General features: G+C 42.0%; 43 protein-coding genes. 1 reads left to right on the top strand and 42 read right to left on the bottom strand.

The window, feature by feature from the left end; translation table 11 throughout:
• Nucleotides 1–59: 59 nt before the first annotated feature.
• Nucleotides 60–629, top strand: coding sequence for a DUF4825 domain-containing protein (locus tag MKY11_RS00930; RefSeq protein WP_327872193.1), 570 nt, complete (start codon nt 60–62; stop codon nt 627–629).
• Between the two features lie 37 nt (nt 630–666).
• On the opposite strand, the gene MKY11_RS00925 is transcribed toward MKY11_RS00930, so the two are convergent.
• The 42 genes from MKY11_RS00925 to tuf all read right to left on the bottom strand — a co-directional run bounded on the left by MKY11_RS00925 (nt 667) and on the right by tuf (nt 25,614).
• Complete coding sequence (locus MKY11_RS00925; protein ID WP_327872194.1) at nt 667–1,665, bottom strand: serine hydrolase; 999 nt, start codon at nt 1,663–1,665, stop codon at nt 667–669.
• A gap of 110 nt (nt 1,666–1,775) precedes the next feature.
• A complete protein-coding gene (locus MKY11_RS00920) occupies nt 1,776–2,249 on the bottom strand; it encodes a GNAT family N-acetyltransferase (RefSeq protein ID WP_160758349.1) in 474 nt (157 codons plus the stop codon).
• A 36-nt stretch (nt 2,250–2,285) separates the two neighbouring features.
• Nucleotides 2,286–3,032 (bottom strand): amidohydrolase family protein, encoded by a 747-nt coding sequence (locus MKY11_RS00915; protein ID WP_342501744.1) that lies wholly within the window; start codon nt 3,030–3,032, stop codon nt 2,286–2,288.
• Nucleotides 3,033–3,129: 97 nt separating this feature from the next.
• Entirely contained in the window at nt 3,130–3,645 is a 516-nt protein-coding gene (locus MKY11_RS00910; RefSeq protein WP_342501743.1) for a GNAT family N-acetyltransferase, read from the bottom strand.
• Between the two features lie 176 nt (nt 3,646–3,821).
• Complete coding sequence (gene rpsI, locus MKY11_RS00905; protein WP_007496354.1) at nt 3,822–4,214, bottom strand: 30S ribosomal protein S9; 393 nt, start codon at nt 4,212–4,214, stop codon at nt 3,822–3,824.
• 20 nt (nt 4,215–4,234) lie between these two features.
• Nucleotides 4,235–4,672 carry a 50S ribosomal protein L13 gene (gene rplM, locus MKY11_RS00900; RefSeq protein WP_003217042.1) on the bottom strand — a complete coding sequence of 146 codons (438 nt, stop codon included), beginning with the start codon at nt 4,670–4,672 and terminating at the stop codon, nt 4,235–4,237.
• Nucleotides 4,673–4,836: 164 nt separating this feature from the next.
• Entirely contained in the window at nt 4,837–5,580 is a 744-nt protein-coding gene (gene truA / locus MKY11_RS00895) for a tRNA pseudouridine(38-40) synthase TruA (RefSeq protein ID WP_342501742.1), read from the bottom strand.
• 11 nt (nt 5,581–5,591) lie between these two features.
• The gene (locus tag MKY11_RS00890) at nt 5,592–6,389 is read right to left on the bottom strand and encodes an energy-coupling factor transporter transmembrane protein EcfT (protein WP_008345215.1); all 798 of its coding nucleotides are present in this window, start codon (nt 6,387–6,389) and stop codon (nt 5,592–5,594) included.
• Complete coding sequence (locus tag MKY11_RS00885) at nt 6,386–7,255, bottom strand: energy-coupling factor ABC transporter ATP-binding protein (RefSeq protein WP_024718300.1); 870 nt, start codon at nt 7,253–7,255, stop codon at nt 6,386–6,388. The genes MKY11_RS00890 and MKY11_RS00885 overlap by 4 nt, the downstream gene beginning before the upstream one ends.
• Nucleotides 7,231–8,073, bottom strand: a complete 843-nt coding sequence (locus MKY11_RS00880; RefSeq protein ID WP_008345218.1) for an energy-coupling factor ABC transporter ATP-binding protein — start codon at nt 8,071–8,073, stop codon at nt 7,231–7,233. The genes MKY11_RS00885 and MKY11_RS00880 overlap by 25 nt, the downstream gene beginning before the upstream one ends.
• Before the next feature lie 124 nt (nt 8,074–8,197).
• Nucleotides 8,198–8,560, bottom strand: a complete 363-nt coding sequence (gene rplQ / locus MKY11_RS00875) for a 50S ribosomal protein L17 (RefSeq protein ID WP_003216944.1) — start codon at nt 8,558–8,560, stop codon at nt 8,198–8,200.
• Nucleotides 8,561–8,635: 75 nt separating this feature from the next.
• Nucleotides 8,636–9,580 (bottom strand): DNA-directed RNA polymerase subunit alpha, encoded by a 945-nt coding sequence (locus MKY11_RS00870; protein WP_003217009.1) that lies wholly within the window; start codon nt 9,578–9,580, stop codon nt 8,636–8,638.
• Nucleotides 9,581–9,755: 175 nt separating this feature from the next.
• A complete protein-coding gene (rpsK, locus tag MKY11_RS00865) occupies nt 9,756–10,151 on the bottom strand; it encodes a 30S ribosomal protein S11 (protein WP_003217231.1) in 396 nt (131 codons plus the stop codon).
• 20 nt (nt 10,152–10,171) lie between these two features.
• The gene (gene rpsM, locus MKY11_RS00860; protein ID WP_003217023.1) at nt 10,172–10,537 is read right to left on the bottom strand and encodes a 30S ribosomal protein S13; all 366 of its coding nucleotides are present in this window, start codon (nt 10,535–10,537) and stop codon (nt 10,172–10,174) included.
• A gap of 21 nt (nt 10,538–10,558) precedes the next feature.
• Nucleotides 10,559–10,672: a 50S ribosomal protein L36 gene (gene rpmJ / locus MKY11_RS00855; protein WP_003156543.1), complete on the bottom strand. Its 114-nt coding sequence runs from the start codon at nt 10,670–10,672 to the stop codon at nt 10,559–10,561.
• 31 nt (nt 10,673–10,703) lie between these two features.
• Complete coding sequence (gene infA / locus MKY11_RS00850) at nt 10,704–10,922, bottom strand: translation initiation factor IF-1 (protein ID WP_003217190.1); 219 nt, start codon at nt 10,920–10,922, stop codon at nt 10,704–10,706.
• Nucleotides 10,923–11,232: 310 nt separating this feature from the next.
• Complete coding sequence (gene map / locus MKY11_RS00845; RefSeq protein WP_017359166.1) at nt 11,233–11,979, bottom strand: type I methionyl aminopeptidase; 747 nt, start codon at nt 11,977–11,979, stop codon at nt 11,233–11,235.
• Nucleotides 11,976–12,629 (bottom strand): adenylate kinase, encoded by a 654-nt coding sequence (locus tag MKY11_RS00840; RefSeq protein WP_007496336.1) that lies wholly within the window; start codon nt 12,627–12,629, stop codon nt 11,976–11,978. The genes map and MKY11_RS00840 overlap by 4 nt, the downstream gene beginning before the upstream one ends.
• Before the next feature lie 55 nt (nt 12,630–12,684).
• The gene (secY, locus tag MKY11_RS00835; RefSeq protein ID WP_007496334.1) at nt 12,685–13,977 is read right to left on the bottom strand and encodes a preprotein translocase subunit SecY; all 1,293 of its coding nucleotides are present in this window, start codon (nt 13,975–13,977) and stop codon (nt 12,685–12,687) included.
• A 1-nt stretch (nt 13,978) separates the two neighbouring features.
• Complete coding sequence (gene rplO, locus MKY11_RS00830; protein ID WP_003216888.1) at nt 13,979–14,419, bottom strand: 50S ribosomal protein L15; 441 nt, start codon at nt 14,417–14,419, stop codon at nt 13,979–13,981.
• Nucleotides 14,420–14,449: 30 nt separating this feature from the next.
• Complete coding sequence (gene rpmD, locus MKY11_RS00825; RefSeq protein WP_003217067.1) at nt 14,450–14,632, bottom strand: 50S ribosomal protein L30; 183 nt, start codon at nt 14,630–14,632, stop codon at nt 14,450–14,452.
• Nucleotides 14,633–14,645: 13 nt separating this feature from the next.
• Entirely contained in the window at nt 14,646–15,146 is a 501-nt protein-coding gene (gene rpsE, locus MKY11_RS00820; protein WP_007496332.1) for a 30S ribosomal protein S5, read from the bottom strand.
• A gap of 24 nt (nt 15,147–15,170) precedes the next feature.
• Nucleotides 15,171–15,533 (bottom strand): 50S ribosomal protein L18, encoded by a 363-nt coding sequence (gene rplR, locus MKY11_RS00815; RefSeq protein ID WP_003216951.1) that lies wholly within the window; start codon nt 15,531–15,533, stop codon nt 15,171–15,173.
• 32 nt (nt 15,534–15,565) lie between these two features.
• On the bottom strand, nt 15,566–16,102 hold the full coding sequence (rplF, locus tag MKY11_RS00810; protein WP_008345395.1) for a 50S ribosomal protein L6: 537 nt from the start codon (nt 16,100–16,102) through the stop codon (nt 15,566–15,568).
• Between the two features lie 31 nt (nt 16,103–16,133).
• Nucleotides 16,134–16,532 carry a 30S ribosomal protein S8 gene (rpsH, locus tag MKY11_RS00805; RefSeq protein ID WP_007496327.1) on the bottom strand — a complete coding sequence of 133 codons (399 nt, stop codon included), beginning with the start codon at nt 16,530–16,532 and terminating at the stop codon, nt 16,134–16,136.
• A gap of 31 nt (nt 16,533–16,563) precedes the next feature.
• Nucleotides 16,564–16,749, bottom strand: a complete 186-nt coding sequence (rpsN, locus tag MKY11_RS00800; protein WP_008356542.1) for a 30S ribosomal protein S14 — start codon at nt 16,747–16,749, stop codon at nt 16,564–16,566.
• 22 nt (nt 16,750–16,771) lie between these two features.
• The gene (rplE, locus tag MKY11_RS00795; RefSeq protein WP_003217159.1) at nt 16,772–17,311 is read right to left on the bottom strand and encodes a 50S ribosomal protein L5; all 540 of its coding nucleotides are present in this window, start codon (nt 17,309–17,311) and stop codon (nt 16,772–16,774) included.
• 25 nt (nt 17,312–17,336) lie between these two features.
• Nucleotides 17,337–17,648 (bottom strand): 50S ribosomal protein L24, encoded by a 312-nt coding sequence (gene rplX, locus MKY11_RS00790; RefSeq protein WP_007496325.1) that lies wholly within the window; start codon nt 17,646–17,648, stop codon nt 17,337–17,339.
• Nucleotides 17,649–17,683: 35 nt separating this feature from the next.
• On the bottom strand, nt 17,684–18,052 hold the full coding sequence (gene rplN / locus MKY11_RS00785) for a 50S ribosomal protein L14 (RefSeq protein WP_003216882.1): 369 nt from the start codon (nt 18,050–18,052) through the stop codon (nt 17,684–17,686).
• A gap of 39 nt (nt 18,053–18,091) precedes the next feature.
• Nucleotides 18,092–18,355 carry a 30S ribosomal protein S17 gene (gene rpsQ, locus MKY11_RS00780; protein WP_003216906.1) on the bottom strand — a complete coding sequence of 88 codons (264 nt, stop codon included), beginning with the start codon at nt 18,353–18,355 and terminating at the stop codon, nt 18,092–18,094.
• A 25-nt stretch (nt 18,356–18,380) separates the two neighbouring features.
• The gene (gene rpmC / locus MKY11_RS00775) at nt 18,381–18,581 is read right to left on the bottom strand and encodes a 50S ribosomal protein L29 (RefSeq protein WP_003217155.1); all 201 of its coding nucleotides are present in this window, start codon (nt 18,579–18,581) and stop codon (nt 18,381–18,383) included.
• Nucleotides 18,571–19,005 (bottom strand): 50S ribosomal protein L16, encoded by a 435-nt coding sequence (gene rplP / locus MKY11_RS00770; protein ID WP_003225801.1) that lies wholly within the window; start codon nt 19,003–19,005, stop codon nt 18,571–18,573. Before rplP ends, rpmC begins: the two co-directional genes overlap by 11 nt.
• 1 nt (nt 19,006) lies before the next feature.
• Nucleotides 19,007–19,663, bottom strand: a complete 657-nt coding sequence (gene rpsC, locus MKY11_RS00765) for a 30S ribosomal protein S3 (RefSeq protein WP_003217241.1) — start codon at nt 19,661–19,663, stop codon at nt 19,007–19,009.
• Nucleotides 19,664–19,666: 3 nt separating this feature from the next.
• On the bottom strand, nt 19,667–20,008 hold the full coding sequence (rplV, locus tag MKY11_RS00760) for a 50S ribosomal protein L22 (protein WP_007496316.1): 342 nt from the start codon (nt 20,006–20,008) through the stop codon (nt 19,667–19,669).
• A gap of 17 nt (nt 20,009–20,025) precedes the next feature.
• Nucleotides 20,026–20,304 (bottom strand): 30S ribosomal protein S19, encoded by a 279-nt coding sequence (gene rpsS, locus MKY11_RS00755; RefSeq protein ID WP_003216920.1) that lies wholly within the window; start codon nt 20,302–20,304, stop codon nt 20,026–20,028.
• Nucleotides 20,305–20,361: 57 nt separating this feature from the next.
• Nucleotides 20,362–21,195 (bottom strand): 50S ribosomal protein L2, encoded by an 834-nt coding sequence (gene rplB / locus MKY11_RS00750; RefSeq protein WP_007496314.1) that lies wholly within the window; start codon nt 21,193–21,195, stop codon nt 20,362–20,364.
• A gap of 28 nt (nt 21,196–21,223) precedes the next feature.
• Complete coding sequence (rplW, locus tag MKY11_RS00745) at nt 21,224–21,511, bottom strand: 50S ribosomal protein L23 (RefSeq protein WP_342501741.1); 288 nt, start codon at nt 21,509–21,511, stop codon at nt 21,224–21,226.
• Nucleotides 21,511–22,134 carry a 50S ribosomal protein L4 gene (rplD, locus tag MKY11_RS00740; RefSeq protein ID WP_007496312.1) on the bottom strand — a complete coding sequence of 208 codons (624 nt, stop codon included), beginning with the start codon at nt 22,132–22,134 and terminating at the stop codon, nt 21,511–21,513. The genes rplW and rplD overlap by 1 nt, the downstream gene beginning before the upstream one ends.
• A gap of 27 nt (nt 22,135–22,161) precedes the next feature.
• Nucleotides 22,162–22,791, bottom strand: coding sequence for a 50S ribosomal protein L3 (gene rplC, locus MKY11_RS00735; protein ID WP_007496311.1), 630 nt, complete (start codon nt 22,789–22,791; stop codon nt 22,162–22,164).
• Between the two features lie 37 nt (nt 22,792–22,828).
• Nucleotides 22,829–23,137: a 30S ribosomal protein S10 gene (gene rpsJ / locus MKY11_RS00730; protein ID WP_003156464.1), complete on the bottom strand. Its 309-nt coding sequence runs from the start codon at nt 23,135–23,137 to the stop codon at nt 22,829–22,831.
• Nucleotides 23,138–23,355: 218 nt separating this feature from the next.
• Nucleotides 23,356–24,315: an alpha/beta hydrolase gene (locus MKY11_RS00725; protein ID WP_072368411.1), complete on the bottom strand. Its 960-nt coding sequence runs from the start codon at nt 24,313–24,315 to the stop codon at nt 23,356–23,358.
• Nucleotides 24,316–24,423: 108 nt separating this feature from the next.
• The gene (tuf, locus tag MKY11_RS00720; RefSeq protein ID WP_007496302.1) at nt 24,424–25,614 is read right to left on the bottom strand and encodes an elongation factor Tu; all 1,191 of its coding nucleotides are present in this window, start codon (nt 25,612–25,614) and stop codon (nt 24,424–24,426) included.
• Between the last annotated feature and the right edge of the window lie 116 nt (nt 25,615–25,730).

Below are 25,730 nucleotides of genomic sequence, written 5' to 3'. Positions count from 1 at the left end.
GGAAAATTGTGATAAAATGAACATTTATATATAGAAAGAATAGAAAAGGGGCAAAATTCATGAAGAAATGGATGTATATCCTGTTGCTACTAACAGTCGTCTTATCTGGATGCGGCAGTCAAGCGACAGAGCAGAAGAGCGACATAAAAGGAATAGAAGACATATCATTAAAACAGCTCTCCAAACACAAAAATTCTTATATTGGAGACAACGGAGCAGTCGGCGCTATTTTATCAGATCTTCCAGGTAACGTGATTCGCGAATATGAAATCGTAGATGAAAAAGCGCTAAAAGTGACATACGGCGTGAAAGAAAATACCAATGATACAGAAGAACAATTTGATGCATTTTGGTTTGATAAGAAGGATACCATTGAAAAAAACTACTTATATAATGCATTAGCACTTTTTATTCTTATCGATAACGTAGAGCAAGTGACGCTCAAGATGAACGCTAAAGACGAGCCATCCGTCACGTTTAAAAGAAAACAGCTAGAAAAAAAGCTGCCTCACTCTTTTAAAGTGTACAAACACGATACAGCGCTTTGGCAAAAGGAACTGGTTGATGGAGTTGTGAAGTCAAAAGATAAACGTCAAGATGTATACAAAGCGTTTCCCATCAAGAAATAATAAAAACAGAGGGGCGTCACCCTCTGTTTTTTGATAATTATGTAGTAAAAGCTTGAATCAATTGTTGTCGAAAGTTTTGATCTGCTACTACGGTAAGTATAAATTCATCGAACACTTCCCCCATCCAGTGAGAATTCTCCGCTTTCAGGTCATTGATGAATAGAGAAATCGATATAGTTGATGTATCCGTTTTTCGATATAAAGCAGCAGTGACAACAAACAACGTCGATCCACCTTTATACCAAATATATTGATCTGTTTCCGTCTTCAATGTTTCTCCCAACACAATTTGGCTAAAAAGACGCTTTTCTTCTGTTGTTAACAGCTCATCCTGTAGACGTTTCATAAAATGTGCATATTGATTCGTTGTAGACCTTGTCATCTTTTGCGTCAGTAAAGATTGAATACGCAAGCTTAACAAGTTCTTTTTCATCAATTTTTCTTCTAACGCCTTTTTATGCTCCGGGTCATTTTTCATGATATGAAAAATCTCAATCATCAGAGATTTGTATTGTTCATCAGTTACATCGCTTATTTGCTTTAATGCATCCTGCTCATGATCAGATACATAGGCTGGCCACAACACCTTGGGTGTCAGCGGCATGAGTTCATCATGTTCTGTAAGACCTGCTTGTTTCATCTGATTATTGATCTTCTCTAAGCCCAGCAGGTCAATCAAATAATCAGTACAAGCATTCGAACTGAATTGCATCATCCCTTTGGCAACATCTAATAAAGTTGCATGCTCAGAAAAATCGTTGACCTCCAGCCAGTATGTGTGCGCACCGCCATCGGTTCTATCAATATAAAACCGCTCTATATCAGACAATGCCACTTTTTCATCTAGCTTGATGTCACCGCTGGATACAGCTTTAACAAAATGAAACAAAACCATTAATTTCATCGTACTTGCAAGTGGTGTTTTTTGATCACCATTCCAATCTAATACCACATCTTCTTTTTCAATAATTGTTACTGATACGTCCTTTTTGTTTTTCGTGACAAATGCCAAAAGATCCTCTTTTGTTTTCTTCAAATGTTTCTCCTTTCCAAACCACTATAGATTCTCGTCTCCAATATAACAAATATTTGAAACAAAGGCACAAAAAAGCAAAGGATTGTGAATACCTTTGCTTCTTGGTGTGTTTATTTACGAAGAAGATGCAGTTTCATCCCATCATGCGTAGCTTCAAATCCCAACTTTTCGTAAAGACGGCGTGCTTCTGGCCTCTGTTTGTCAGTTGTCAGCTGAATCATATGACACCCGCGGTCACTTGCGCGTTGAATAGCCCGTTTGATCAACAATGTGCCAATTCCTCTTCCTCTATGAGTCGAGGCTGTACGAACTCCTTCTATTGAAGCTCTCCATCCTCCTTGATACGTTAGAAATGGAGTCATTGTTAATTGGAGAACACCGACTACCTCGTCCCGATCACAAGCGACGATTAGTTCAATATTGGGATCCGCTTCGATCGAATGAAAGGCATTGAGGTAGCTTTCTAATAATGGACGAGTGTAGCGTTCTCTCTTTTGGCCTAATTTGTCATCTGAAAGCATCAAAACGATGTTGTCGAGGTCTCCTTGGACGGCTTCTCTAAATGTCAATTGATTCAGATTCAATGAACACCCCTCCTATCACGGAATGGAAGCCTTTATTCATTTGCCAAAATACCAATTGATAGCGTTCTCATATAAAATTTTATCCACCGCTTCCTCATCAAACATCTGTTGAATTAATTCAACATCACCGTATTCAAATGGCCGTTTCGCCCTTGTAGAGGGAAGATCTGTACCAAACATCAGTGCATCAGGATTCGTTTGATAAATAGACGTCAATGCATGTTCGACCTTTAAATCAACACGCCCAAAGCCAGTCGCTTTCACACGAACCCCTTTATCAACCAGCTTGAGCAAATGCGGCAAACCTTCTTCTGATAAGCCTAAATGATCAATCGAAACGGCCGGCAGCTGTTCAAGCGTTGATGAGATGTCAGGGAGATGCTTAGCGTCTATGTAAATCTCACTATGCCACCCAGCCAGCTCATACACCCTTCTCGCAAAATAGTCGAGCTTTGAAATATCCTCCGAACCGCCCCGCTTCACATTAAAACGTAAAGCCTTTACCCCTTGTTGATTCAATTGAACAATCTCATCATCGGCTGTGGTAAAAGGTAATTGAGTCACACCGCAAAAAGCCGGTCCCATTTCATCTAGTGCTTTCAACAAATAACCTTGATCAAAGCCCTGAAATGACCCTGATACAATCGCTCCACCTACAATCCCTAAATCAGCCGTCTCTCTCCTATAATCATTCACCACATAACTCGGCGGTGTATATCCTTGGTTTTCTTGAATGGGAAAATCAAAATCAATGATATGAAAATGTGCATCAAAGATCCTCATGCCCGCGCCCCTCTTCTACTTATTTGACCTGATTATATCAATAGAGCAAGCCAAGGGATATTTGGAATGACGAATTACTTCATATCATGAAAACTTATCAAGTTTTCCATTCCTCTCGTAAGATGGCATAATAAAACTCATCCCACCACTCATTTCCTTGTGGTATACATTTTTTAAAATAGCCCTCTCTCCTCATCCCCATTTTCTCCATCACTCTCCATGACGGCACATTTTCAGGCTGACAAGTGGCAATGATTCGATGTAAATTCATTGTGTGAAAACCATGATGTAAGACAGCATACGCCGCTTCTGATGCATAGCCTTTGTTTTGATATGCAGAATTGAAGACCCAGCCAATTTCATATGTGTGCTCACCAAAGTAAGGATGAAACACGATATGCCCGATGCATGTATGATCTTCTTTTAATAGAACAGCAAAATTCTTGCCCGTCTCAAGACGATTATTTTTGACAAATTGCTGCGCCTCTTCTCTAGAAAAAACACCTTCTGGCATATACCTCATCACCACCGGATCAGATGTATATGCATAGACATCCTGCCAATCATCCTCATTAAACGGTCGAATGAGACATCTTTCTGTTGTTAGATTCATAAATGCCATCCCCCTTTAACATCATTTTTTAAACAGAAACCTGACTATGATCCTATTTTATATGTTTCCAGACAGAAAAAAACACAAATAAAAAAGCACCAGCAGGATGCTGATGCTTTTCATATAGGGTTTGTCTGTACAAACCCTTGTAAAACGTCCATACAATATAATATTGATTAACGTTTTGAGAACTGAGGTGCGCGACGTGCGCCTTTAAGACCGTATTTCTTACGCTCTTTCATACGAGAGTCACGAGTAAGAAGTCCAGCACGTTTAAGTGGTGTACGGTACTCAGGATCTACTTCTAGAAGAGCACGAGAGATACCGTGACGAATTGCTCCAGCTTGACCAGAGAATCCACCACCGTGAACATTTACAAGAACATCGTAGCTGTTAGCTGTTTCTGTGATGTTCAAAGGCTGTTTCACGTCTTCGATTAAAGCAGCGAATGGAATGTATTCAGTAATTTCACGATTATTAACGACGATACGGCCTTCACCTGGAACTAAGCGAACGCGCGCTACAGAACTTTTACGACGACCTGTACCGTAATATTGAACCTGTGCCAAATTGTTAACCTCCCTTATAATTAACCGCGAAGTTCGTAAACTTCAGGTTGTTGTGCTTGATGTGGATGCTCAGAACCACGGTACACATTTAATTTTTTGAACATTTGACGACCTAGTGGACCCTTTGGAAGCATACCTTTGATAGCAAGCTCCAACATTTTTTCAGGGTAGTTTGTACGCATCTCAAGAGCAGTTCTTTGTTTCAAACCACCTGGGTGCATCGTATGACGGTAGTAAATTTTGTCCGTCAATTTCTTACCAGTTAATTCGATTTTCTCAGCATTGATGATGATCACGTGATCACCTGTATCAACGTGTGGTGTATAAGTTGGTTTGTGCTTACCGCGCAAAAGTGATGCTACTTCAGTAGAAAGACGACCTAGAGTCTTGCCTGCCGCATCAACCACTAGCCATTTGCGCTCAATTGTGCTTGCGTTCGCCATTGGTGTTGTACGCATGAGTTTCCCTCCTAAATAAATCAATGAATTTTCCTGAATCAAATGCTACGTTCTATTTCAAAACACAGATAAGTCTTCCGGGGCTTATTTGTGGGGTTGAAATACATACCATATGATATCTTATAACTTTCTGCTTCCTGTGTCAAGAACATGTTACACCTGGTTTAGTTGTCATAGAAAACTTCCCATAAATACAGTCCGTGACTGGGCGCAGTCTTGCCTGCCGCTTCGCGATTTCGGGCGGCAAGCATGACTTTTATCTCCTCAGGGTGAAATTTACCAGAACCAATTTCAAGTAACGTGCCGGCTATAATTCGCACCATGTTATATAAAAAACCATTCCCTCTCACACGCATTTCAAGCCCGTCTGAGACGTTTTTCCACTCAAGGGCGTAAATCTCCCTCACCTTGTCTTGAACCTCTGTATTGGCCGCACAAAAGCTTGTGAAATCGTGTATGCCAATGAGGTGCCCAGCAGCTTCTCTCATTTTGTCTGCATCCAGCCGGTAAGGAAAGTGGCAGGCATACTGTCTCGTGAACACATTTTGGTGCGTTTCCGTTGAGACCTTATAACGGTACTCCTTCGAAACGACACTAAAACGTGCATGAAACGATTCATCCACTTCCTCAGCCTTTAGAACCCTGATGTCATCAGGCAGGAGACTATTGAGGGCAAAAGGCCATCTTTCCATCGGGATGGCAAGCGGGGTGTCAAAATGGATGACCTGCCCCTTTGCGTGAACGCCACTGTCTGTCCGGCCAGAAGCCACAATCGGAATCAGTTCATCTTGTTTATGCATTCTAGCAAGAGCAGATTCAATCTCCGTTTGTACAGTACGCTGTCCTGGTTGCACTTGATACCCTTTAAAATGTGTCCCATCGTATGATACGGTACATTTTACTTTCATCTAGGCATCACCTAATTTCTAAGCAGCACAAGGAGTGCTGTTAACAGGATGAATAGAAGCAGCGTGAACGTGTCTTTCATGCCCCAGACAAGCTGACGGTATTTCGTACGCCCTTCTCCCCCGCGGTAGCCTCTCGCTTCCATAGCGGTCGCCAATTCCTCCGCACGCTTAAACGCACTGACGAAAAGCGGGACAAGCAACGGAACAATCGCTTTTAAACGATCTTTCACGGGTCCGCTTGTAAAATCAACACCTCTTGCCATTTGGGCTTTCATGATTTTGTCTGTTTCTTCGAGTAAAGTCGGAATAAATCGAAGAGAAATTGACATCATAAGAGCAAGTTCATGAACAGGTAGCTTGATTTTACGGAAAGGATGCAGCAGCTTCTCCATACCGTCTGTCACTTCGATAGGCGTTGTGGTCAACGTCAGAAGTGTTGTCATCATGATGAGATAGACAAAACGGAGTGAAATGAAAATCCCCTGTTTTAGACCTTCTTCATAAATATTCAGAAAACCAAAGTGAAAGAGCAAAGCGCCATCCTTTGTCATGAAGATATGCAGAATAAAGGTAAACAGAACAATCCAAAGGATGGGTTTCATTCCTTTGAGAATAAAGTACAGCGGCACCTGAGACACCATCACCACAAGGATCGTAAAGACCCCTAAAAGCCCGTAAGTGATGTAGTTATTCGCAAAAAAGACAATAAAGACAAAAAAGAAAATTGATAACAGCTTTGTCCTTGGATCAAGACGATGGACAAAGGATGTACCTGGCACATATTTGCCGATAATCATACTATCCATCATGATGTCGTGTCCTCCTGATATAAAGCTGTTAAGGCTTCTGCCATTTCATCCATGGTCAGAAGCGGTCTTGGAAACGTCATCCCCAGCTTTTCTTCGACAGCCTGCTGGAATTTGATCGTTTCCGGGAGGTCCAGACCGAAAGAAGACATGTCGGTACGATTGGCAAATAGCTCCCTCGGCGTACCTGTCGCTTTTACTGTTCCTTTGTGCATCACAATCATTTGATCCGCATAATGAGCGGCATCTTCCATACTGTGTGTCACAAGGATCGTCGTCAGGTTGGCTTTTTGATGAAGCTCATAGAACATGTCCATGATTTCTTTACGTCCGCGTGGATCTAATCCCGCAGTCGGCTCATCAAGCACAAGCACTTCTGGCTCCATCGCTAGAACACCTGCAATCGCCACACGTCTCATTTGACCACCGCTTAATTCAAAGGGTGATCGAGATAACAAGGATTCAGGAAGGCCTACAAGCTTCAGCATCTCTTTAGCCTTGGCTTCTGCCTTTTCTTTTGGAACACCGAAATTCATCGGACCAAAACAGATATCCTTTAGAATCGTCTCCTCAAAGAGCTGATGTTCAGGAAACTGAAACACGATGCCGACCTTTTTTCGAAGGGGTTTCATATCCTTCTGCTTTTTATTGGCTTGTAAGACCGTATCTCCAAGCGCAATGCTCCCTTTTGTTGGCTTGAGCAGTCCATTTAAGTGCTGCAGCAACGTCGACTTGCCAGAACCCGTATGACCGATGACAGCCACATAGCTGCCTTCTTTGATGGAAGCATTGACATCATACAAAGCGAGACGCTCAAACGGCGTTTTCATTTGATAACGATGCTCTAATTCTTTGATCGTAATGTCCATAACTCTTTCACCAATCCTTCTTGTGTCAAATGGGCATTTGCAAGCGGCACACCTTGCTGCTTCAATTGCTTACTCAAACGGTAGGAAAATGGCAGATCAAGTCCAATCTGAACCAGCTGTTCATCTAGTTCAAATACTTCCTCTGGTGTTCCCTCGGCAAATTTCTTCCCACCATTCATCACAATAACGCGGTCTGCCTTCGCAGCCTCGTCTAAATCATGTGTGATGGAAATGACCGTGACCGTTCCTTGTTCCTTCAGCAGTCTGACGGTTTCTAACACTTCTTCACGGCCAATCGGATCAAGCATTGATGTTGCTTCATCCAAGATCATGATGTCAGGGCTTGCGGCAAGTACACCTGCGATTGCTACTCTCTGTTTTTGCCCGCCTGATAGATGGTGCGGCTCTTGATCAAGAAACTCCTGCATATTGACCTGTTTGACAGCCCAATCTACACGCTCTATCATCAATTCCCGCTCAACCCCGTTATTTTCTAAACCAAAAGCCACATCATCACGAACCGTTGAGCCAACGAATTGGTTGTCTGGGTTTTGAAAGACCATGCCGACCTTTTTGCGAATATCCCAAACACTTTCTTCTTTCAGCTCAATCTCACCAACCTTGACCGTTCCTGCATCCGGTAAAATAAGCCCATTCAGTACACGGGCAAGTGTGGATTTACCTGAACCGTTGTGGCCAACAATGGCAAGCCATTCATTTTGATTCACATGCAATGACACTTGGTCTAAAGCGGGCTTGTCCGCATCTTTGTGATAACGAAATACAATGTCTTTTACGTCAATTAATGTCTTCTCCATCTCTACCGGACCTCCTCTCAGCTCAACCTCTACTTTGCCTATTGCTAAAAAGCCGTAGTATCTAAAAAAGGGCATAGATCCAGTTATGAACTGTCCCGCCCTTTCTTAGATACACGATATGTGATTAAACTAATTCAATGACAGCCATTGGTGCGCCATCGCCGCGACGAGGTCCAAGCTTCATGATACGAGTGTATCCACCTTGGCGATCTTCGTAGCGAGTTGCAACGTCAGCGAATAATTTTTGAAGTGCATCTTGGTTTGTTTCAGCGTTAGCTACTTCGTTACGAATGTAAGCTGCAGCTTGACGGCGAGCATGAAGATCTCCGCGTTTGCCAAGAGTGATCATTTTTTCAACTACAGAGCGAAGTTCTTTCGCACGTGTTTCAGTTGTTTCGATGCGTTCGTTGATGATCAAATCAGTCGTTAGGTCACGAAGCATTGCTTTACGTTGTGCACTAGTGCGTCCTAGCTTTCTGTATGCCATGTGATGTCCCCTCCTTAATTAGAGATGCTGTATGAATAAAAAACACACGAAAATCCTAGTTCACAATGAAACTAGTCAATCGTCTTTACGAAGACCCAGTCCAAGTTCTTCTAGTTTCGCTTTCACTTCTTCAAGAGATTTACGTCCAAGGTTACGAACTTTCATCATATCCTCTTCTGTCTTGTTAGCAAGCTCTTGAACAGTGTTAATACCCGCACGCTTCAAACAGTTGTAAGAACGAACAGAAAGATCAAGCTCTTCAATTGTCATTTCAAGCACTTTTTCTTTTTGGTCTTCTTCTTTTTCAACCATGATTTCTGCATGCTGAGCTTCGTCAGTTAACCCAACGAAAATATTTAGGTGTTCAGTTAAAATCTTAGAACCTAGAGCGATCGCTTCTTTCGGTCCTGTGCTTCCATCAGTCCATACATCTAGTGTTAATTTATCATAGTTTGTGATTTGCCCAACACGGGTGTTCTCCACTTGATAAGTTACACGAGATACAGGTGTATAGATTGAGTCGATCGGAATCACGCCGATAGGCTGATCGTCTCTTTTGTTTGCATCAGCAGGATTATACCCGCGACCTCTTTGTGCAGTCAAACGAACACGGAAGCTCGCATTTTTGCCAAGAGTTGCGATGTGGAGATCTGGATTTAAGATTTCAATATCGCTGTCGTGTGTAATATCAGCAGCTGTTACAGTTCCTTCATCTTGTACATCAATTTCAAGCGTCTTCTCTTCTTCAGAGTAGATTTTGAGTGCAAGCTTTTTAATGTTTAAGATAATCGTTGTAACATCTTCAACCACGCCTTCGATCGTTGAGAATTCGTGTAAGACACCATCTATCTGGATCGATGTTACAGCTGCACCAGGAAGTGAGGATAAAAGGATACGACGAAGGGAGTTCCCTAAAGTGGTACCATATCCACGCTCAAGTGGCTCTACGACAAACTTGCCATACTTGGCATCGTCGCTGATTTCAACCGTTTCGATTTTTGGTTTTTCAATTTCGATCATCTAATAAAACCCTCCTTCAAAACGTCGAAACCTCGAATAGAATCATATGAGATTCCATCCGAAATTCCTCATTGTTTAGTCCCGTATGTGCTCAGGCAACGAGTCGTGTATTCGTCTCATAAATAACTGTATCATAACCCATTATTGACAGGGACACAAAATCTATACAAACAAATTACACGCGGCGACGTTTTGGTGGACGGCATCCGTTATGAGGAACTGGAGTTACGTCTCTGATTGCAGTAACTTCAAGACCTGCAGCTTGAAGCGCACGAATTGCAGCTTCACGACCAGAACCAGGACCTTTAACAGTTACTTCAAGTGTTTTAAGACCATGTTCGATAGAACCTTTAGCAGCAGTTTCAGCAGCCATTTGTGCAGCGAAAGGAGTAGATTTACGAGAACCTCTGAATCCTAATGCACCAGCACTTGACCAAGAAATTGCGTTTCCATGAACATCAGTAATCGTTACAATCGTGTTGTTGAAAGTGGAACGGATATGAGCGATTCCAGCTTCAATATTCTTTTTCACGCGACGTTTACGCGTATTTTGTTTACGAGCAGCAGCCATTCTTTAACTACCTCCTTTACTTATTTTTTCTTGTTAGCTACAGTACGACGCGGACCTTTACGAGTACGCGCGTTATTTTTTGTGTTTTGTCCACGAACAGGAAGTCCTCTACGATGACGGATTCCGCGGTAGCTTCCGATTTCAATTAGACGCTTAATGTTAAGTGAAACTTCACGACGAAGGTCACCTTCTACTTTAAGTTTGTCAATGATATCACGGATTTTACCTAGTTCGTCTTCAGTTAGATCGCGAACGCGAGTGTCTTCAGAAACACCTGCTTCTTTAAGGACTTGTTGAGCCGTCGTACGACCAATTCCAAAAACATATGTTAAAGAAATGACAACACGCTTATCACGTGGAATATCTACACCAGCAATACGAGCCATGATTTGGGCACCTCCTTGTTATTAGCCTTGTTTTTGTTTATGTTTTGGGTTTTCACAGATCACCATTACTTTTCCTTTTCTGCGAATCACTTTACATTTTTCACAGATAGGTTTAACAGATGGTCTCACTTTCATGTGTTTCCAACCTCCTTCTTCCGGAGTTGCTTTATTTGTAACGGTACGTAATTCTACCACGAGTTAAGTCATATGGAGATAATTCTACCGTAACTTTGTCTCCAGGTAAAATGCGAATGAAGTGCATACGGATTTTTCCTGATACATGAGCCAAAACTGTATGACCATTCTCTAGTTCAACTTTGAACATTGCATTTGGCAAAGTTTCTGCTACAGTACCTTCCACTTCAATTACATCGTCTTTCGCCATTCAAGTGTTCTCCCTTCTTCAAATCAGTAACTTGCTCTCTGATAAATGTCCAAATGAGATGTTCTCAATTGTCCATCTATCACCCGACCTGTTTTGAATATACTGTTCTGAACTTCCGGAGATACGCAATCATAAAAGGTTAAATGATTGATATTTTTTCTTAGGAGAATGAATTTACGCTTTTCTCCGTCTGCGATTAGTACATGGCAGCCATCGAACACGCCGATGACAACTGTATACTGATCTTGTTCTTTCCTTGGACTATACAGACAACCTGCCCGATTTGGGCCTGAAAGGCTTCAGTGAAGACCTAAATCTTAGTCAGTATATCAAAACCTGTATCTGTAATCGCAATCGTATGCTCAAAGTGAGCACACTTTTTCCCATCAACCGTTACAACCGTCCAGTTATCAGCCAGTGTTTTCACATATCGGCTGCCTGCGTTCACCATCGGTTCGATGGCCAACACCATTCCAGGTTTGAGCCGTGGGCCTTTGTTCGGCGGACCATAATGAGGAATTTGAGGGTCCTCATGAAGATCCTGTCCGACCCCATGTCCAACATATTCTCTAACAACTGAGAAATTCTCATCTTCAACATACGTTTGTATGGCATGGGAAATGTTTGACAGACGTTCACCTGGCTTTGCTTCCTGTAAGCCCTTATATAGAGATTCCTCTGTGACTTCCAGTAGTTTGCGGTCCTCATCACTGATTACCCCAACTGGATAAGTCCAAGCAGAGTCACCATGATAGCCATTTAACTTTGCGCCGATATCGATACTAATGATGTCTCCATCACGTAAAACCCGTTTACCAGGAATACCGTGAACGAGTTCTTCATTCACCGAAACGCAAATGCTCCCGCGAAAACCATTATACCCTTTAAAAGATGGGATTGCACCCTGCTTTGTAATAAAACGTTCGGCAATTTGATCCAATTCTTTTGTCGAAATACCTGGTTTTATATGTTTCTTCAGCTCTTCATGAGTCAGTGCGACAATGCGTCCAGCTTCTCTCATAATCTCAAGCTCGCGAGGAGTTTTACAGATAATCATTTATTTAATCCCCCAAGCAGGTCCTTGATATCAGCGTAAACATCGTTAATGTGCTTCGCACCATCAATGTTTGCAAGATATCCTTTTTCTGAATAGAAGTTCAGTAAAGGTTCAGTCTGCTTTAAGTTCACTTCAAGTCTTGTCGAAACGGTTTCTGCATTATCATCTGCACGTTGATAAAGCTCGCCTCCACACTTGTCACAAACATTTTCTTTCGCAGGTGGATTGAATACTAAATGATATGTTGCTCCGCAATCTTTGCAAATTCTTCGGCCAGTCAGACGCTCCATCAAAGCATCTTTATCGACTTTAATATTAATGACATAATCAATCGTTCTGCCAAGGTCCTTTAGAATGTCTTCTAAAGCTTCAGCCTGAGCGACTGTTCGCGGAAATCCGTCCAGAAGAAAACCTTGTTCACAATCATTCTTGCCAAGTCTTTCTCTAACAATACCGATTGTGACCTCATCAGGAACAAGCTCTCCTTTATCGATAAAGGATTTTGCTTCGAGTCCAAGTTGTGTCTCCTCTTTCATAGCAGCACGGAACATATCTCCTGTTGAGATATGAGGGATCCCATAATCATCAACAATTCGTTCTGCCTGAGTGCCTTTACCAGCACCCGGAAGCCCCATTAAGACTAAGTTCATTTCGGATTTCCCCTTCCTTACTTAGAGAGGTTGGGCAGGAGCCCAGCCCTCTGTTTTATTTCATAAATCCACGGTAGTTTCGTTTCACTAATTGGCTTTCAAGCTGTTTCATTGTTTCAAGTGCAACACCTACAACAATGAGAAGACTTGTGCCGCCAATTTGTGCAGCGGAAGGTAATCCAGCGAATTGAATGAAAAAGATAGGAAGTATTGAAATCACGGCTAAGAAAATGGCGCCCACAAACGTGAGTCGGTACAAAATGCTCGTAATTCTATCTTGAGTCATTTTCCCTGGACGAACTCCCGGGATATAGCCACCCTGCTTTTGCAGATTTTCAGCCATTTGTTCAGGGTTTACTTGGACAAAGGCATAAAAATATGTGAAAGCAACAATCAGTGCTACATAAATCGTCATACCGATTGGCTTAGTATAGTCAAAGTTGTTAGTTATCCAGGTTGTCACATTATTTGTTCCGAAGAACGATGCGATCGTCTGCGGAGTAATAATGAACGAAACGGCAAAGATGACTGGAATCACCCCTGCTGGATTCACTTTCAATGGAAGGTGCGTTGCTTGACTAGCAGACATTTGTGCACGGCCAGTTCCTTTTGAATACTGAATCGCAATCTTTCTCACTGCCATTTGAATGTAAATAACACCGATAACAATGACAAGAATAGCAATCACAATAAGGGCAATTTTCAGGATTTGCATGAACAGCTGTCCATCTCCACCTACAAATTGCTGAGCGTACACTTGCTTTAATGTTTGAGGGATACCTGCGATGATACCGGCAAAGATAATAATCGAAATACCGTTACCAACACCGTGAGCAGTAATCTGCTCTCCCAGCCACATTAAGAATGCTGTTCCCGCAGTGAGTACGACCGCAATTAAGAGATACGTTGAAACACCTGGGTTTTCAATCAGCATGCCTCCTGCCATATTGTTAAATCCATATGACATTCCTAAAGCCTGGATAAATCCTAGAACAATTGTAAAATACCTTGTGAATTGTGCTAATTTTCGGCGGCCAACCTCTCCTTGCTTTGACCACTCAGTAAACTTCGGTACAACATCCATCTGCAAGAGCTGAATGATGATCGAAGCAGTGATATACGGCATAATCCCCATTGCAAGAATGGAGAATTGGAAAAGTGCCCCGCCCCCAAACGTGTTGAGGATTCCGAAAACACTCATTTGATCCTGTGCCTGGAGAACTTCGGCGTTCACATTAGGCACAGGGATGAAAGCACCTATACGAAAGACGACTAACATTAAAAGTGTAAATATAATCTTATTCCGTATATCTTTCACGCGCATAAAATTGGAGATTGTCTTAAACAAGTTAGATCACCTCGGCTGTACCGCCAGCAGCTTCAATCGCTTCTTTAGCAGAAGCAGAGAATTTATTGGCTTTTACAGTTAATTTTTTTTCTAATTTACCGTTGCCAAGAATTTTTACTCCTGCTTTTAACTTGCTTATTGCACCAGTCTCTAGAAGAAGTTCAGGAGTGACTTCCGTTCCTTCGTCAAAACTGTTTAATCTGTCTAAGTTGATTACCGCGTAATCTTTACGGTTGATGTTTGTAAAACCACGTTTTGGAAGGCGTTGGAATAAAGGCATTTGACCACCTTCGAATCCAGGGCGTACACCGCCGCCAGAACGAGCGTTTTGACCTTTATGACCTTTACCAGAAGTTTTACCGTTACCTGATCCAATACCACGACCAACACGGTTGCGTACTTTACGTGAACCTTCTGAAGGCTTCAATTCATGAAGTTTCATTTGGGCACCTCCTTATCGATTAAAAATGTTTTATTGTTCTTTAACAGAAACTAAATGAGACACCTTGTTAATCATGCCGCGGATCGCTGCATTGTCTTCATGTACGACTGTTTGGTTTGTTTTCTTTAGACCAAGAGTACGAACAGTGACACGCTGATCTTCTGGGCGACCGATTACACTGCGTTTGAGGGTAATTTCTAATTTATTTGCCATTATTGTTCCCTCCTTATCCTAACAGGTCTTCTACAGATTTTCCACGAAGCTTCGCTACATCTTCAGCACGTTTAAGTTCACTTAAACCTTGAAGTGTTGCGCGGATCATGTTGATCGGTGTATTAGAACCTAGAGATTTAGAAAGGATATCAGCTAGACCAGCAAGCTCAAGTACCGCACGCACTGGGCCTCCAGCGATAACTCCTGTACCTTCTGAAGCAGGCTTCAATAGAACGTTTCCTGCACCGAATCGACCGATGATTTCATGTGGAATTGTAGTTCCAACCATTGGTACTTCAATTAAATTCTTTTTCGCGTCTTCAACAGCTTTGCGGATCGCTTCTGGTACTTCTTGTGCTTTACCAGTACCGAATCCTACATGACCGTTTTTGTCACCGACAACAACTAAAGCTGCAAAACGGAAACGACGTCCACCTTTAACAACTTTCGCTACCCGGTTAACCGTAACTAAGCGTTCTTCTAACTCTAATTTGCTTGGGTCAATACGACTCATTCGGATGTGTCCCTCCTTCTTTTATTAAAATTTAAGTCCAGCCTCACGAGCAGCTTCAGCTAGAGCTTTTACACGTCCATGATATAAGTATCCTCCGCGGTCAAATACCACGTTAGAGATGCCTTTTTCAACAGCACGTTTTGCAACAAGTTCGCCAACTTTAGTAGCAGCTGCAGCGTCAGAACTATTCTCGATCTTTAACTCTTTATCAAGAGTAGAAGCACTTACAAGTGTTACACCGTTAACATCATCAATTACTTGAGCGTAGATGTTCTTGTTAGAACGGAAAACGTTAAGGCGAGGTCTTTCAGCAGTACCTGAAAGTTTCGCACGAACACGAGCGTGTCTTTTAAGACGAGTAGCGTTTTTGCTAGTTTTCGTAATCATCCGAGTCACTCCTTTCTTCACATTAAGCGATCTTACTTACCAGTTTTTCCTTCTTTACGGCGAACGAATTCACCTTCGTAACGAATTCCTTTACCTTTGTAAGGCTCTGGAGCACGGACAGCGCGGATGTTAGAAGCTAGAGCTCCTACACGCTCTTTATCGATACCTTTAACGATTACTTTCGTTTGAGATGGAACTTCTACTTCAACTCCAGCCTCAGGAACGATTTCAACTGGGTGAGAGTATCCAACGTTAAGAACAAGTTTGTTTCCAGATTTAGCTGCACGGTAACCGACACCGATTAGTTCTAAACCTCTTTCGAAACCTTTAGATACACCTTCAACCATGTTTGCAATTAAGCTACGTGTTGTACCATGTAATGCACGGTGTTCTTTATTTTCAGACGGACGGCTTACAGTTAAGACGTTGTCCTCAATTTTAATTTCCATATCAGGGTGAAATGCACGAGTTAGTTCACCTTTTGGTCCCTTTACTGTCACTGTGTTATCGTTGTTTGTCACAGTTACTCCTGAAGGGATCTCGATTAGCTTTTTACCTATACGAGACATACCAAGCACCTCCATTCATCTTAAACTTTTTTTACCATACGTAAGCAAGTACTTCTCCACCAGCTTGTTTAGCACGGGCTTCTTTGTCCGATAAAACTCCTTGTGATGTAGAAATAATTGCGATTCCAAGTCCGTTAAGTACACGCGGTACTTCATTTGATTTCGCATATACGCGTAAACCAGGTTTACTGATTCTTTTAAGACCAGTGATAACACGTTCGTTGTTTTGGCCGTATTTAAGGAACAAACGGATAATTCCTTGTTTGCTGTCTTCGACGTACTCAACGTCACGGATAAAACCTTCACGCTTTAAAATTTCAGCAATTTCTCTTTTGATTTTTGAAGCCGGTACTTCTAGCTTCTCATGACGTACCATGTTCGCATTGCGAATACGAGTCAGCAAATCTGCAATCGGATCTGTCATAACCATTATTTAATAACCTCCTTCCCATTTATGGGGATTACCAGCTGGCTTTTTTAACGCCAGGAATTTGTCCTTTATATGCAAGTTCGCGGAAACAAATACGGCAAAGTTTAAACTTGCGAATTACTGAATGTGGACGTCCACAACGTTCGCAGCGCGTATACTCTTGAACTTTAAACTTTTGTTTGCGTTGTTGTTTCGCAATCATAGACTTTTTAGCCACGATTTCGCCTCCCTTTCATTGATTATTTCTGGAACGGCATACCTACTTGAGTTAATAACTCACGTGCTTCTTCATCCGTGTTGGCAGTCGTAACGATAACGATATCCATACCGCGGACTTTTGTTACTTTATCGTAATCAATTTCTGGGAAGATTAACTGTTCTTTAATACCAAGCGTGTAGTTTCCACGACCGTCGAAAGATTTCTTAGAAATCCCGCGGAAGTCACGTACACGTGGTAAAGATACAGAAATAAGTTTATCAAGGAAATCGTACATGCGCTCTCCGCGAAGTGTTACTTTCGCACCGATTGGCATTCCTTCACGTAGACGGAATCCAGCAATAGACTTCTTCGCACGAGTAACGACAGGTTTTTGACCAGCGATAAACGTTAATTCTTCAACAGCAGTATCGATTGCTTTAGCGTTTTGAACGGCGTCACCAACACCCATGTTGATCACGATTTTTTCGATTTTTGGCACTTGCATTACTGATTTGTATTCAAACTTAGAAACTAATGCAGGTGTAATTTCTTTTACATACTTTTCTTTAAGGCGGTTCATGAGAAAGACCTCCCTTCCTTATTTACTATTTATCTAGAACTTGCCCAGATTTTTTCGCTACACGGACTTTCTTTCCGTCCTCAACTTTATATCCAATACGTGTCACTTCACCCGTTTTAGGATCAAGCGGCATTACGTTTGATACGTGGATCGGCGCTTCTTGTTCAGAAATTCCGCCTTGAGGGTTAGCTTGGGTTGGTTTAGAGTGTTTTTTCACAAGGTTAATACCTTCTACTAAAACACGGTCCTTTTTAGGGAAAGCAGCAAGGATGACACCTTGTTTACCTTTATCTTTACCAGAGATAACCACTACTTTATCGCCCTTTTTAACATGCATTTAATCGCACCTCCTTGAGTCGCGGATTGTATTCATTAAAGTACTTCTGGTGCTAAAGAAACAATTTTCATATAGTTGTTTTCACGAAGTTCACGTGCTACTGGTCCGAAGATACGAGTTCCACGTGGGCTCTTGTCGTCACGGATGATGACACATGCATTTTCATCAAAACTGATGTAAGATCCATCGTTTCTGCGAGCTCCGCTCTTAGTACGAACGATAACTGCTTTCACAACTTCACCTTTTTTGACAACGCCTCCTGGTGTTGCTTGTTTAACCGTACAAACAATGACATCACCGATGTTAGCCGTCTTACGTCCAGAGCCACCAAGAACTTTAATCGTTAGTACTTCGCGTGCGCCAGAGTTGTCAGCTACTTTTAAACGAGTCTCCTGTTGAATCATTAATGTTACCTCCCTTCGGAAAAAGAAATCCGAACTTTATTAGATAATAACAGCTTCTTCGACAACTTCAACTAGACGAAAGCGTTTAGTCGCAGATAATGGACGAGTTTCCATGACCTTTACGATGTCTCCGATTTTTGCTTGGTTGTTTTCATCATGTGCTTTGAACTTTTTAGAGTATCTTACACGTTTGCCATAAAGTGAATGCTTTTTGTATGTTTCAACTACAACAGTGATGGTTTTATCCATTTTGTCAGAAACAACACGACCTTGATACACTTTACGTTGGTTACGTTCGCTCATGTTTGCGGGGCCTCCCCTCTAATTATTATTTATTAGCAGCGATTTCTCTTTGACGAATCACAGTTTTCATGCGTGCGATTGATTTACGCACTTCACGAATGCGAGCAGTGTTTTCAAGCTGCCCAGTCGCTAATTGGAAACGAAGATTGAAAAGTTCTTCTTTAAGAGACTTTACTTTTTGTTCAATTTCAGCAGTGGTAAGGTCACGAATTTCATTAGCTTTCATTTGATTCACCACCAATTTCTTCACGTTTTACGAACTTCGTTTTAATTGGCAATTTGTGAGATGCAAGACGAAGAGCTTCACGAGCAACTTCTTCAGACACACCAGAAATTTCAAATAAAACTTTGCCCGGTTTTACTACAGCTACCCAGCCTTCTGGAGCACCTTTACCGGAACCCATGCGGACCTCTAGAGGTTTTGCTGTGTATGGCTTAGAAGGGAAAATTTTGATCCAAACTTTACCGCCACGTTTCATGTAACGAGTCATAGCAATACGAGCAGCTTCGATTTGACGGTTAGTGATCCAAGAAGCTTCAAGAGCTTGGATACCGAACTCACCGAAATGTACTTCAGTGCCGCCTTTTGCACGACCACGCATTTTTCCACGATGTTCTCTGCGATACTTCACGCGTTTTGGCAATAACATATTATTTTCCTCCTTCCGCAGTATTCTTCTTAGTTGGAAGGACTTCTCCACGATAGATCCATACTTTTACGCCAAGCTTACCATAAGTAGTATCAGCTTCAGCAGTAGCATAGTCGATGTCAGCACGAAGTGTGTGCAATGGAACAGTACCTTCACTGTAATATTCAGAACGAGCAATATCTGCACCGCCAAGACGACCAGAAACCATTGTTTTGATTCCTTGTGCTCCAGCACGCATTGTGCGTTGGATTGTTTGTTTTTGTGCACGACGGAATGAAATACGATTTTCAAGTTGACGAGCGATGTTTTCAGCAACTAGCTGAGCATCAAGATCTGCTCTCTTGATTTCAAGAATGTTGATGTGTACACGTTTGCCAGTTAGGCTGTTAAGAGCTTTACGAAGTGCTTCAACTTCAGATCCGCCTTTACCAATTACCATACCTGGTTTAGCCGTGTGGATTGTGATATTTACGCGGTTTGCAGCACGTTCGATTTCTACTTTAGAAACAGACGCGTCAGACAAACGCTTGCTGATGAATTCACGGATTTTCAAGTCTTCATGTAAGAAGTCAGCGTAATCTTTTCCTGCGAACCATTTAGATTCCCAATCACGAATGACGCCAATACGAAGACCTACTGGATTTACCTTTTGACCCACGGATTATCCCTCCTTCTTTTCTGATACAACGATTGTAATGTGGCTAGTACGTTTATTAATTGCGCTCGCACGACCCATAGCACGTGGACGGAATCTCTTAAGTGTTGGACCTTCGTCAACGAATGCTTGAGTAATCACTAGGCTGTTAGCGTCCAACTCGTAGTTGTGCTCAGCATTTGCGATAGCAGATTTTAATACTTTTTCAATAATTGGTGAAGCAGCCTTTGGTGTAAGGTTTAAGATAGAAACTGCTTCTCCTACTTGCTTACCTCGGATCAGGTCCATTACTAGACGTGCTTTACGAGGAGCAATACGGACTGTTCTTGCGACAGCTTTAGCTTGCATTTAAAAGCCTCCTCTCATTAGCGTCTTGTTTTTTTATCGTCACTAGCATGACCTTTGTAAGTACGGCTTGGTGCGAATTCGCCCAATTTGTGACCTACCATATCTTCAGAAATGAAAACAGGTACATGTTTGCGTCCGTCATAGACAGCGATTGTGTGACCGATGAATTGTGGGAAAATTGTAGAACGACGAGACCAAGTTTTTACGACTTGCTTTTTGTCAGTTTCATTCAATTTCTCGACTTTAGCCATCAAATGATCATCAACAAATGGTCCTTTTTTTAAGCTGCGAGCCATTGTGGAACCTCCCTTCGTGATTGAACTACGGTCCTAAATGAACCGTAGACAACCCCGTTACTTGTTTTTACGACGACGTACAATGAATTTATCAGACTTGTTGGTTTTCTTACGAGTCTTGAATCCAAGAGTCGGTTTACCCCATGGAGACATTGGTGATTTACGTCCGATTGGAGCGCGTCCTTCACCACCGCCGTGTGGGTGATCGTTAGGGTTCATTACAGAACCACGAACTGTTGGGCGTACGCCTTTCCAGCGAGAACGTCCAGCTTTACCGATGTTGATTAGTTCGTGTTGTTCGTTTCCAACTTGACCGATAGTCGCACGGCAAGCAGAAAGGATCATGCGTACTTCACCAGAGTTCAAACGTACAAGAACGTATTTACCTTCTTTACCTAGAACTTGAGCAGAAGTACCAGCAGAACGAACTAATTGTCCACCTTTACCTGGTTTTAATTCAATGTTATGCACAACTGTACCAACTGGGATGTTGATAAGTGGAAGAGCATTACCTGGTTTGATGTCAGCTTCTGGTCCAGAAGTAACTTCAGTACCAACTTGGATTCCTTTCGGAGCAAGAATGTAACGTTTCTCACCATCTGCATAGTTTACAAGAGCGATGTTCGCTGAACGGTTTGGATCATACTCGATTGTAGCAACGCGTCCAGGTATACCGTCTTTATCACGCTTAAAGTCGATGATACGGTATTGACGTTTGTGACCGCCACCTTGATGACGAACAGTCAATCTACCTTGGTTGTTACGTCCGCCTTTTCTGTGAAGCGGTGCAAGCAACGATTTTTCTGGTTTGTCAGTCGTGATTTCAGCAAAATCTGAAGTAGTCATGCCACGACGACCATTACTGGTTGGTTTATACTTTTTAATCGCCATTTTGAATTTCCCTCCTTCTTTTTAAGATTTACGCTTCAAAAATTTCGATTTCTTTGCTGTCAGCAGTTAATTTCACGATCGCTTTTCTGCGACGGCTAGTCATACCAGTGTAGCGTCCAACGCGTTTTGATTTACCTTTGTAGTTTTGAACGTTGACTTTCTCAACTTTCACTCCAAAGATTTCTTCAACAGCGTCTTTCACTTCTGTCTTGTTAGCTCTGACATCAATTTCGAACGTGTACTTCTTCTCTGTCATTAGATCAGCAGAACGTTCAGTAATGATAGGGCGCTTTAGAACATCACGAGGATCTTTCATTATGCAAGTCCCTCCTCTACTTTTTCAACCGCTGCTTTAGTGATCAGAAGTTTGTCGTGGTTGACAACGTCAAGAACGTTGATACCGTTAGCTTCAACAACTGTTACTCCAGGGATGTTACGAGCAGATAAAGCAACTGTTTCGTTTGCATCCGCAGTGACGATCAACGCTTTCTTCTCAACAGATAACCCTTTAAGGATGCCTGCGAATTCTTTCGTTTTCACTGCATCAAGAGTAAGATCTTCAAGAACGATGATGTTGTTGTCGATTACTTTAGAAGACAATACTGACTTGATAGCCAAGCGGCGAACTTTTTTAGGTAATTTATAAGAATAGCTGCGTGGTGTTGGACCGAATACGATACCGCCTCCGCGCCATTGTGGTGAACGGATAGAACCTTGACGAGCACGACCTGTACCCTTCTGTCTCCAAGGTTTACGACCTCCGCCACGTACTTCAGAACGAGTTTTTACTTTGTGAGTTCCTTGACGTAAGGAAGCTCTTTGCATAAGAATAGCATCGAATACTACGCTTTCGTTTGGCTCAATTCCAAACACAGAAGCGTTTAATTCGATTTCACCGTTAGTAGAACCGTTTTGGTTAAATAATGCTACTTTTGGCATGACTTGTTTCCTCCTTTCCTAAGAGAGTTATTTAGTTTTAACTGCACTCTTTACAGTTACTAGAGATTTTTTAGCTCCTGGTACGTTTCCTTTGATCAAAAGAAGATTGCGTTCTGCATCAACTTTAACGATCTCAAGATTTTGGACAGTGATTTGCTCTCCGCCCATACGTCCTGGAAGAAGTTTACCTTTGAATACTCGGTTTGGATCAACAGGTCCCATTGAACCAGGACGACGGTGGTAACGTGAACCGTGAGTCATTGGTCCGCGTGATTGTCCGTGGCGTTTGATAGCCCCTTGGAATCCTTTACCTTTTGATGTTCCTGTTACATCTACGATATCTCCATTTGCGAAAATATCAACTTTGACTTCCTGACCAACTTCATACGCATCTAACTCCACACCGCGTAATTCTTTTACGAAGCGCTTAGGAGCAGTTTCCGCTTTAGCAACGTGGCCTTTCTCTGGTTTGTTAGAAAGCTTCTCACGTTTGTCGTCAAAACCGATTTGGATTGCTTCATAGCCATCCGTGTCAGTAGTCTTCTTCTGAAGAACAACGTTAGCAGCAGCCTCAACAACAGTTACAGGGATAAGATCACCGTTTTCTGCGAATACTTGCGTCATACCAATTTTTCTACCTAAGATTCCTTTGGTCATTCGTCACACCTCCTATAATATGTGTTTTCTATTTGAATTAAAGTTTGATTTCGATATCTACACCGGATGGTAAATCTAAACGCATAAGTGCATCAACTGTTTGTGGAGTTGGATTCACGATGTCGATTAGACGTTTGTGAGTACGCATCTCAAATTGCTCACGAGAATCTTTGTACTTATGCACCGCACGAAGGATTGTATAAACTGATTTTTCAGTTGGAAGCGGAATTGGACCAGATACACTAGCACCAGAACGCTTAGCCGTTTCAACAATCTTCTCAGCAGATTGATCAAGAATTCTATGATCATATGCTTTTAAACGAATACGAATTTTTTGTTTTGCCATTATTTTCCCTCCTTTTCGCCTACTTACGTTAGACAGTTCTCCGTGAGAAAAACCTGATCACCTTGCCATGGCAAAGCGGCCGGGTGTGTCAGCAACCTCTCACTTCATCGCAGTCAAAGACCAACATGCACTATTGTACCAAATTGGCCTGCGTGTTGCAATAATAAATCGGATAAATTTATGATTTGCACACTTTTCATATTATACAGGGGTTCAGCCTATAAATCAAGCTTTCCCTGAAGATGATGTGTAGCTGTCTTCCTGACGATACGAATAAATTCTTCTGGCTCTTCAATATGCGGAGAATGCGCAGATTCTTTAAAAGTAAACCACTCTTTTATTGGTGCTGTAAGTTGATCAACATATGGTTTTGATACAGCAGCTGGTGTAATCATGTCATGTTCCCCGATGATAAAGTAGCAGGGTATTAATATAGAAGAAACTCGGTATTGAATGCTTTCGTTCATCAGCTCGTCCCACAGTAAATCCTGGCTATACTTCTGTCCCATAAGGAATTTCCACTTATCTTTTAGCTGATAATGCTTACTAACAAGAAATGCATACAGCATTTGAAAAAGTGGCTTCCACCTATGCGTGAGCCCTACTTTTGCGAACTCTTTGTATAGAGAGAACAAAGCATGAGCAGAGGTGCGTTTCCAAGGGGGTGGTGTCAGCAATCTTAGACATCTAGTGAAGAAATGCTTGCCTTGATATTTTTTTAGAAGAAGTTCGTACGATACAATATCCTCTTTTAATACATCAACCACCTGACTAATTCCATAATAGGCATGATACAAATCTGGTCGTTTATGTACAGCTTGTATCGCAATTAATGACCCCCATGAATAACCCGCAATGTATATTTTCGTTTGATCATTATAAGAAAGCAGTTTTTCTGTAAGCTCAATCGTATCCTCTACGAATTGCCCAATGGTCATAGAAGACTCAGGAATGTTTTTTTGATAAGACAGTCCTGCACCGCGCTGGTCCCAATGAACAACAGTGAAGTCTTGATCAAGTTCCTTATGAAAGGAATCGATATAACTCATTTGAGCTGAGCCTGGGCCACCGTGTAAAAATAATAAAACAGGTTTTGTTTTTTCTGCTTGATCTTCTTTTATCATAATCCATTGATCAAGCCCGCCAATCGGCCACTTTTTCAACATTGTCTTCGCCATTCCAGTGATCCTCTCGGTTCCATTTAGATTCTATAGCTTATAGTAGCCGTTATGCACTGGAAAAGCAAAAAAAGAGACCCTTTTGCAAGGAGTCTCTTTTAACTGTTATTACTTAATGATAGTAGAAACGACGCCAGAACCTACAGTACGTCCACCCTCACGGATAGAGAAACGAGTTCCTTCTTCGATAGCGATAGTAGAGATAAGTTCAACTTCCATCTCAGTGTTATCGCCAGGCATTACCATTTCAGTACCTTCTGGAAGATGTACGATACCAGTTACGTCAGTTGTACGGAAGTAGAACTGCGGACGGTAGTTAGTGAAGAATGGAGTGTGACGTCCACCCTCTTCTTTAGAAAGTACATAAACTTCAGCTTTGAAACGGCTATGTGGAGTGATTGTACCTGGTTTAGCAAGTACTTGACCACGTTGGATATCTTCACGAGATACACCACGAAGTAGTGCACCGATGTTGTCACCAGCTTCAGCATAGTCAAGAAGTTTACGGAACATTTCAACACCTGTAACAGTTGTTTTACCGTTTTCTTCTTGAAGACCGATGATTTCAACTTCGTCACCGACTTTAACTTGTCCACGCTCAACACGACCAGTAGCAACTGTTCCACGACCAGTGATTGAGAATACGTCCTCAACTGGCATCATGAATGGCTTCTCAGTGTCACGCTCTGGAGTTGGGATGTACTCATCAACCGCATCCATAAGTTCGAAGATTTTTGCTTCGTAATCAGCATCACCTTCAAGAGCTTTAAGAGCAGAACCTTTGATAACTGGTACATCGTCACCAGGGAAGTCATAGTCAGAAAGAAGGTCACGAACTTCCATTTCAACAAGTTCAAGTAACTCTTCATCGTCAACCATGTCACATTTGTTAAGGAATACTACGATGTAAGGAACACCTACGTTACGAGAAAGTAGGATGTGCTCACGTGTTTGTGGCATTGGACCATCAGCAGCAGATACTACTAAGATCGCGCCGTCCATTTGAGCAGCACCAGTGATCATGTTTTTAACATAGTCAGCGTGTCCTGGGCAGTCTACGTGTGCATAGTGACGAGTTTCAGTTTCATACTCAACGTGTGCAGTTGAGATTGTGATTCCACGCTCGCGCTCTTCTGGAGCACCATCGATTTGGTCATAAGCCATAGCTGTACCTTTACCAGATTTCTTATGAAGAACTGTTGAGATAGCAGCAGTTAGAGTTGTTTTACCATGGTCAACGTGTCCAATTGTACCAATGTTAGCATGCGATTTGGAACGGTCGAATTTTTCTTTAGCCATTCTAAAAATCCTCCTTAAAGGTTCATTGTATTTGGTATGAGTGATAGAAAGTGAAGAGTTACCTCCCACTTTCTGATCTTCAATAGTAGTTATACTTTAGTTTAAAGGCAAAATCA

This window comes from Bacillus sp. FSL W7-1085 (genome assembly GCF_038595035.1).
GTDB lineage: Bacteria > Bacillota > Bacilli > Bacillales > Bacillaceae > Bacillus > Bacillus altitudinis.
This window is presented reverse-complemented; position numbering and strand designations above follow the sequence as displayed.

What these genes read in the sequence shown, in the direction of transcription:
- MKY11_RS00930 (WP_327872193.1), top strand. Translation starts at nt 60, where the DNA reads ATGAAGAAATGGATGTATATCCTGTTGCTACTAACAGTCGTCTTATCT.
- MKY11_RS00915 (WP_342501744.1), bottom strand. Translation starts at nt 3,032, where the DNA reads ATGAGGATCTTTGATGCACATTTTCATATCATTGATTTTGATTTTCCC.
- MKY11_RS00910 (WP_342501743.1), bottom strand. Translation starts at nt 3,645, where the DNA reads ATGAATCTAACAACAGAAAGATGTCTCATTCGACCGTTTAATGAGGAT.
- rplM (WP_003217042.1), bottom strand. Translation starts at nt 4,672, where the DNA reads ATGCGTACAACACCAATGGCGAACGCAAGCACAATTGAGCGCAAATGG.
- truA (WP_342501742.1), bottom strand. Translation starts at nt 5,580, where the DNA reads ATGAAAGTAAAATGTACCGTATCATACGATGGGACACATTTTAAAGGG.
- MKY11_RS00890 (WP_008345215.1), bottom strand. Translation starts at nt 6,389, where the DNA reads ATGATGGATAGTATGATTATCGGCAAATATGTGCCAGGTACATCCTTT.
- MKY11_RS00885 (WP_024718300.1), bottom strand. Translation starts at nt 7,255, where the DNA reads ATGGACATTACGATCAAAGAATTAGAGCATCGTTATCAAATGAAAACG.
- MKY11_RS00880 (WP_008345218.1), bottom strand. Translation starts at nt 8,073, where the DNA reads ATGGAGAAGACATTAATTGACGTAAAAGACATTGTATTTCGTTATCAC.
- rplQ (WP_003216944.1), bottom strand. Translation starts at nt 8,560, where the DNA reads ATGGCATACAGAAAGCTAGGACGCACTAGTGCACAACGTAAAGCAATG.
- MKY11_RS00870 (WP_003217009.1), bottom strand. Translation starts at nt 9,580, where the DNA reads ATGATCGAAATTGAAAAACCAAAAATCGAAACGGTTGAAATCAGCGAC.
- rpsK (WP_003217231.1), bottom strand. Translation starts at nt 10,151, where the DNA reads ATGGCTGCTGCTCGTAAACAAAATACGCGTAAACGTCGCGTGAAAAAG.
- rpsM (WP_003217023.1), bottom strand. Translation starts at nt 10,537, where the DNA reads ATGGCTCGTATTGCTGGTGTAGATATTCCACGTGATAAGCGTGTTGTC.
- rpmJ (WP_003156543.1), bottom strand. Translation starts at nt 10,672, where the DNA reads ATGAAAGTGAGACCATCTGTTAAACCTATCTGTGAAAAATGTAAAGTG.
- infA (WP_003217190.1), bottom strand. Translation starts at nt 10,922, where the DNA reads ATGGCGAAAGACGATGTAATTGAAGTGGAAGGTACTGTAGCAGAAACT.
- map (WP_017359166.1), bottom strand. Translation starts at nt 11,979, where the DNA reads ATGATTATCTGTAAAACTCCTCGCGAGCTTGAGATTATGAGAGAAGCT.
- MKY11_RS00840 (WP_007496336.1), bottom strand. Translation starts at nt 12,629, where the DNA reads ATGAACTTAGTCTTAATGGGGCTTCCGGGTGCTGGTAAAGGCACTCAG.
- rplO (WP_003216888.1), bottom strand. Translation starts at nt 14,419, where the DNA reads ATGAAACTTCATGAATTGAAGCCTTCAGAAGGTTCACGTAAAGTACGC.
- rpmD (WP_003217067.1), bottom strand. Translation starts at nt 14,632, where the DNA reads ATGGCAAATAAATTAGAAATTACCCTCAAACGCAGTGTAATCGGTCGC.
- rpsE (WP_007496332.1), bottom strand. Translation starts at nt 15,146, where the DNA reads ATGAGTCGTATTGACCCAAGCAAATTAGAGTTAGAAGAACGCTTAGTT.
- rplR (WP_003216951.1), bottom strand. Translation starts at nt 15,533, where the DNA reads ATGATTACGAAAACTAGCAAAAACGCTACTCGTCTTAAAAGACACGCT.
- rplF (WP_008345395.1), bottom strand. Translation starts at nt 16,102, where the DNA reads ATGTCTCGTATAGGTAAAAAGCTAATCGAGATCCCTTCAGGAGTAACT.
- rpsH (WP_007496327.1), bottom strand. Translation starts at nt 16,532, where the DNA reads ATGGTTATGACAGATCCGATTGCAGATTTGCTGACTCGTATTCGCAAT.
- rplE (WP_003217159.1), bottom strand. Translation starts at nt 17,311, where the DNA reads ATGAACCGCCTTAAAGAAAAGTATGTAAAAGAAATTACACCTGCATTA.
- rplX (WP_007496325.1), bottom strand. Translation starts at nt 17,648, where the DNA reads ATGCATGTTAAAAAGGGCGATAAAGTAGTGGTTATCTCTGGTAAAGAT.
- rplN (WP_003216882.1), bottom strand. Translation starts at nt 18,052, where the DNA reads ATGATTCAACAGGAGACTCGTTTAAAAGTAGCTGACAACTCTGGCGCA.
- rpsQ (WP_003216906.1), bottom strand. Translation starts at nt 18,355, where the DNA reads ATGAGCGAACGTAACCAACGTAAAGTGTATCAAGGTCGTGTTGTTTCT.
- rpmC (WP_003217155.1), bottom strand. Translation starts at nt 18,581, where the DNA reads ATGAAAGCTAATGAAATTCGTGACCTTACCACTGCTGAAATTGAACAA.
- rplP (WP_003225801.1), bottom strand. Translation starts at nt 19,005, where the DNA reads ATGTTATTGCCAAAACGCGTGAAGTATCGCAGAGAACATCGTGGAAAA.
- rplV (WP_007496316.1), bottom strand. Translation starts at nt 20,008, where the DNA reads ATGCAAGCTAAAGCTGTCGCAAGAACAGTCCGTATTGCTCCTCGTAAA.
- rpsS (WP_003216920.1), bottom strand. Translation starts at nt 20,304, where the DNA reads ATGGCTCGCAGCTTAAAAAAAGGACCATTTGTTGATGATCATTTGATG.
- rplB (WP_007496314.1), bottom strand. Translation starts at nt 21,195, where the DNA reads ATGGCGATTAAAAAGTATAAACCAACCAGTAATGGTCGTCGTGGCATG.
- rplW (WP_342501741.1), bottom strand. Translation starts at nt 21,511, where the DNA reads ATGAAAGATCCTCGTGATGTTCTAAAGCGCCCTATCATTACTGAACGT.
- rplD (WP_007496312.1), bottom strand. Translation starts at nt 22,134, where the DNA reads ATGCCAAAAGTAGCATTATTTAACCAAAACGGTTCTACTAACGGTGAA.
- rplC (WP_007496311.1), bottom strand. Translation starts at nt 22,791, where the DNA reads ATGACCAAAGGAATCTTAGGTAGAAAAATTGGTATGACGCAAGTATTC.
- rpsJ (WP_003156464.1), bottom strand. Translation starts at nt 23,137, where the DNA reads ATGGCAAAACAAAAAATTCGTATTCGTTTAAAAGCATATGATCATAGA.
- MKY11_RS00725 (WP_072368411.1), bottom strand. Translation starts at nt 24,315, where the DNA reads ATGGCGAAGACAATGTTGAAAAAGTGGCCGATTGGCGGGCTTGATCAA.
- tuf (WP_007496302.1), bottom strand. Translation starts at nt 25,614, where the DNA reads ATGGCTAAAGAAAAATTCGACCGTTCCAAATCGCATGCTAACATTGGT.